The following is a 3,414-nucleotide window of genomic DNA, read 5'->3' as shown; positions in this document are numbered from 1 at the left end:
CACGCCCTCCCGGTCGGTGGTGTGATCGTCCGAGAAACGACGGTCACCCGTCGCGTCCGGCACGTACTTCACACAGACAACGATCCTCAAGCTCACGGCCTGTCTCCTGTACTGGTCTCGTCCGGCGGCTGCGGTGGTGCAAGCGGGCGCGCACACGGCTCGCACCCGCTCCCGGCAGCGTGTTCCCGTGCCGGTCCGGAACTTGCTGGCAGCATACCCGCCAGTAGCCCGACGGTCACTACTCGCCAGTAGCTTACGCCGTGCGGTCCCGGCCGGGCGCCCCGCCGGCCCCCTCGGCAGCCCCGGGGAGGACCTCGGTCCGGTGCGGACCGCGGGACGGCCGCGCCGCCGTCGGAGCCATCCTGCCCCAGCCCACCCCCGGCTCCACCCGACGGGGCTGCCCTTGCGCCACCGGAGTCACCTCGCCCTCCCGGCCGGGCCGCCTCCCGGGGACGTCAGACCGCCGCGCCCAGCGCCACGATCACATCCGCGCGCCGCGGCTGACCGGCCGCCCGCCGCACCACCCGGCCGTCGGCGTCCAGCACCAGCACGGTCGGCGTCCGCAGCACGCCCAGGCGCCGCACCAGCTCCAGCCGCTCCTCCGCGTCCAGCTCGACGTGCGCCACCCCCTCCACCATCCCCGCCACCTCGGCCAGCACCCGCCGGGTCGCCCGGCACGGCTGGCAGAACGCGGTGGAGAACTGCACCAGCGTCGCCCGCTGCCCGAGCGGCTCCCCCAGCTCCGCCGCCGACAGCCGCACCACCGCGTCCACCACCCGCACCCACGCCCTCTCCGTCACCCGCGCACCGTCCGCGCCGGCCCCGGCGATCCCGCGGCCACGGCCACCACAACACCCGCCGCCGCCCCGGTCATCCCCGGCAGCCCGCCCCCGCCCCGGCGGGCACGGAAACCGACCGGACGCCCGGCCGGGAAAAGTTCCCGCCCTGCCTCATCACGCACATCACACCGCCGGATCCGCTCCCACGGCCCGCCTCAGGTGACAGCGGGTACCCGTTCGGGGGATCATCTCCGTGTATCGCCCGTGGCCGCCGCGGTGTGCCGCGCCCCCGGTCGGCCCCCACCTACGGCACGCGGGACCCCGCCGTACCGGGCCCCAGGCCCGTCGAAGTCAGGACTGACCGTGGCAGAGCTCGTGTACCCGCCGGTGATCGGCGCCGCGCTGACCGTCTTCCGCGCGCTCGACGTGCGCATCAGGATCGTCGGCGCCGAACACATCCCCGCCAAGGGCGGAGCGGTGCTCGTGAGCAACCACATCAGCTACCTCGACTTCCTCTTCGCCGGCCTCGGCGCCTACCGCGGCGGCAAGCGCAAGACCCGCTTCATGGCCAAGGACGACGTCTTCAAGCACGCCGTCTCCGGGCCGCTGATGCGCGGCATGAAGCACATCCCGGTCGACCGCACCGACGGCCAGCCCGCCTACGAGGCCGCCGTCCGCGCCCTGCGCGCCGGCGAGGTGGTCGGCGTCTTCCCCGAGGCGACCATCAGCCGCTCCTTCATGCTGAAGAAGTTCAAGACCGGCGCCGCCCGGATGGCCGCCGACTCCGGCGCCCCGCTGCTCCCGGTCGTCCTGTGGGGCACCCAGCAGCTGTGGACCAAGGGCCGCCCGAAGACCCTCACCAAGCGGCACGTCCCGGTCACCATCATGATCGGCGAGCCGATCGTGCTGAAGCCCGAGGACAAGCCCGTCATGGTCACCCGCCGGCTGCGCGCCGCCATGACCGAGATGCTCGACCGGGCCCAGCGCGAGTACCCCGGCAAGCCCGCCGGCCCCGACGACACCTGGTGGCTGCCCGCCCACCTCGGCGGCACCGCGCCCACCCTGGAGACCGCCGAGGCCGAGGACGAGGCGGAGGCCGAACGCCGCGCCGCCCGGGACTGACCCGCCCCGGCCCGGCCCCGTCCACCCCGCGCCCCCGCGCCCCCGCGAACGGATGACTCCCCGTCCCCGAGCGGACGCGCACCGTCGCGTGTCGCCCCGCTCGCCCCACTCCGATCTGACACAGTGACAGCTCCTTCGGGGGGCTGACGTCCGGCCGCGCCGGACGGATCGGAGACGGAGATGAGACGCGGATGACCCGCACACGGACACGGCTCTCACGGACCACCCCCACCATCCACCGCACCGCCCCCACCACGGCCCGCACCCGGCACCGCGCCGGTGCGGGCCTCCTGCTCGCCGGGACCCTGCTCACCGGCTGCGGTGCCCAGCCCGGCGAGATCCCGCTCAGCGAGATCCGCGCCGAGTCCCCCAGCCCCACCCCGACCGTCGAGGCGGCCGTCGCCGACACCACCTCCGACGTGGTCGGCGCCGCCGCGGGCGCCGCGGCCGCCCCCACGGCCCACAACGGCCTCATCGCCGGCCGGGTCTTCCTCGACCAGGACCGCCTCACCAGCGCCATCTTCACGGTCACCGCCGACGGCAGGACCCGCCAGCAGCTCACCCAACCGGCCGACCGGACCCGGGACGACCACCCCGCCTGGTCCCCCGACGGCACCACCCTCGCCTTCGACCGCACCGGCGGCGACTCCCCCGGCCGGATCTGGACCACCGGTGCCGACGGCAGCAACGCCCACCAGCTGGGCTCGCTCTGCGAGGAGGGCGCCCCCGACTGCCTCAACGAGACGGAGACCACGCCCGCCTGGTCCCCCGACGGCAAACAGCTCGCCTTCACCCGCAGCTGGGGCACCTCGGACCCGACGACCGAGCAGATCCAGTACAGCGACCTCTACGTCATCGCCCCCGACGGCACCACCGCCCAGCGCCTCACCTTCCTCACCAACGACACCCCGTACTCCGGCGTCGTCACCGACCCGTCCTGGTCCCCCGACGGCAAGCAGATCGTCTTCTCCTACCGGACCAGCGCCACCGGCCGGCCCGCCAACAGCCGCGCGCTCTACCTCGTCAACGCCGACGGCACCGGCCTGCGCCAACTCACCCCGTGGGAACTGCGCGCCGGCGACCGCGCCAACTGGTCCCCCGACGGCACCCGGATCGTCTTCACCACCTACCCCTCCGACGCCGAGAACGCCCCCGGCGGCGGCATCTACACCGTCCACCCCGACGGCACCGCCGTCGAGGCACTCACCCCCGGCCCGTCCGACACCATCTACGGCATCGCCTCCTACTCCCCCGACGGCACCACGATCGCCTTCGCCCAGGCCCCTGCCGGCGGAATCTCCGAGCTCTACACCATGCGGGCCGACGGCACCGCCGTCGCGCGCCTCTCCGACACCCCCGGCCGCGGAGAGGGCCGCCCCAACTGGGGCACGGCCCAGCCACAGGGCTGAAGGCCTTTCCCGGAAACGCGAAGAACCCCCGCCGGAATACCGGCGGGGGTTCTTCTCAAAATTTGTTCGGCGGCGTCCTACTCTCCCACAGGGTCCCCCCTGCA

3 protein-coding genes and 1 pseudogene are annotated in these 3,414 nt (G+C 74.3%); 2 read left to right on the top strand and 2 right to left on the bottom strand.

Translation table 11 applies throughout. From position 1 onward, the window contains the following. Positions 1-96 (bottom strand): annotated as a pseudogene (locus tag ACFXAM_RS38260) (electron transfer flavoprotein subunit beta); the annotation flags it as partial. Between the two features lie 359 nt (positions 97-455). Further along, a complete protein-coding gene (locus ACFXAM_RS38255; RefSeq protein ID WP_380298505.1) occupies positions 456-800 on the bottom strand; it encodes a TlpA family protein disulfide reductase in 345 nt (114 codons plus the stop codon). A 342-nt stretch (positions 801-1,142) separates the two neighbouring features. Here ACFXAM_RS38255 and ACFXAM_RS38250 point away from each other — a divergent pair, with 342 nt between their 5' ends. Next, a complete protein-coding gene (locus ACFXAM_RS38250) occupies positions 1,143-1,901 on the top strand; it encodes a lysophospholipid acyltransferase family protein (RefSeq protein WP_380298503.1) in 759 nt (252 codons plus the stop codon). A 191-nt stretch (positions 1,902-2,092) separates the two neighbouring features. Further along, the gene (locus ACFXAM_RS38245; RefSeq protein WP_380298502.1) at positions 2,093-3,310 is read left to right on the top strand and encodes a hypothetical protein; all 1,218 of its coding nucleotides are present in this window, start codon (positions 2,093-2,095) and stop codon (positions 3,308-3,310) included. Positions 3,311-3,414: the final 104 nt, after the last annotated feature.

This window comes from Kitasatospora sp. NPDC059462 (assembly GCF_042749955.1).
Taxonomy (GTDB): Bacteria; Actinomycetota; Actinomycetes; order Streptomycetales; family Streptomycetaceae; genus Kitasatospora.
The sequence above is the reverse complement of the archived record's forward strand: the minus strand, read 5'-3'. Positions and strand labels throughout refer to the sequence as shown.